A 1680-nucleotide genomic window follows, 5' to 3' on the forward strand; every position below is an offset into this window, starting at 1 on the left:
GTCATTATTCAAGAACTCTACGATGATCAAGGGAAAAACTCAAAGTTCATTCCTGTCACTTTTACTCCCCAGGACGCTGATTTTATTCCCAGTCCTCTAGGCAGTGCGACTAACTATAGGCTGAATACGACAGATGGGTATGAACTGCTTTACCGTCGTCTGACAAATCAACCTAGAACCCGCAAACCGGATCTCGGTAAATTACAAACTTTAGCCCCGCGCGATCGCAAACAGGTTTTTCCAGCTATTTCAGATGATTCACCAGCTTCTAATTCTCGCCCACTCAACTTTTTTGCGCTTGATGATACTTGGGTTGGTCGGGAAAGTCTGATTCAGGATTTGAGTCGTCGGGTTGAATCGTCTTGTCGATTATTAATATTGGTGGGGATCACAGGGATTGGGAAAACGGCTTTGGGGGAACGATTGGCGGTCGAGTTGTCCGACTGGTTTGAGGGAGACTGGAGCAAGTTTCACGAAGAAAACTTTGAGAATGAAGAGCAAACTTCTGATTTTGCTAGTGTAGCAGCGAGGTGGTTGGAAAAGTGGGGCGAAGTGGTTACGCCGGAAGATCGTAAAGATACTCAGCGCTTACTATATCGATTGGTGAGACACCTGCGAGAGAATCGATATTTGGTGCAGATTGATTCTTTGGAGAAAATTTTGCAGGGTAATGAAGAGGAAGGATGGAGCGATTTTAAAGATGAGTGGTGGGTGCGATTTTTTGAAAGTTTGCTAGCCGCAGATTCTTGTGAAAGCTGTATCATCCTAACTTCGCAAGATTTACCTGGACAGATAGAACAAGTAGGTACTCGTTACCAAAATTTCTGGCATTGCCAACCTTTGAGAGGGTTGGAAGAACCAGAACGGTTAGCATTGTTTGCGAAAACTGGACTCGAAGTTAGTGCAGAGTCAACAGGTAGAGCTTATCTAGAGCGGATTGGGGGTGCATACGAAGGGCATCCTTTAGCGTTGCGGGTGATTGCTGGTGAAATAGTTAATCGTCCTTTTAATGGTAATGTTTTAGGGTATTGGAATCTCTATCGAAAAGAAATTGAAGAAGTTGAAAAGGCAATTGAAGAAGCAAAAAGTCAGGGAATAACTGCATCGAAAGATGACCAATTTAATTTACATAAATATACTCAAAAGTTACGCACCAATGTAAGAGTTAGGCTAGAGAAAACATTTGATCGGTTAAAAGAGGGAGTTCGTGAAGCTTATTTATTGTTATGTGAATCTTCGGTTTATCGCTGTGAAGTACCAGCAGTTTTTTGGTTAAGTCACTTAGAAGATTGGGACATTGATGAAGGAGGTCAACAAATGGCTTTAGAGGCTTTAAAAAATCGCTATTTAGTTGAGGAAAAATTTGATGAACATAATCAATATTTACTCAGGCAGCATAATATGATCAGAGGAGTATCTTTAGAACATTTAAGAAAGTTGGATTAGGAAGATGATGATTGATTTAAAATTTTCTTATGAATCTAATTTTCAGCTATTAGATATTCCAATTCGAGTAAAACAGCTAATAGCTGAAATTGATCTTGTTTTACTGAAACAAAATAACTCTCATATTTCTCATTGGGAAAAAGCTCATTATAGAGCAATCAAAAACTGGCTATTGAAATACAAACCAGCGAGTAATAATCCATCAAATTTGGAAAAAGTAACAGGATATATAGA

The 1680-nt window shown here is 39.6% G+C and carries 2 pseudogenes; both read left to right on the top strand.

Features of this window, described 5'->3' with window-relative positions:
* Window positions 1-1446 (top strand): annotated as a pseudogene (locus NJ959_RS29130) (phosphorylase); the annotation flags it as partial.
* A gap of 4 nt (window positions 1447-1450) precedes the next feature.
* A pseudogene (locus tag NJ959_RS29135) lies at window positions 1451-1680 on the top strand (hypothetical protein); the annotation flags it as partial.

Origin of the sequence: Limnofasciculus baicalensis BBK-W-15, from assembly GCF_024178385.1 — a bacterium.
Taxonomy (GTDB): domain Bacteria; phylum Cyanobacteriota; class Cyanobacteriia; order Cyanobacteriales; family Coleofasciculaceae; genus Limnofasciculus; species Limnofasciculus baicalensis.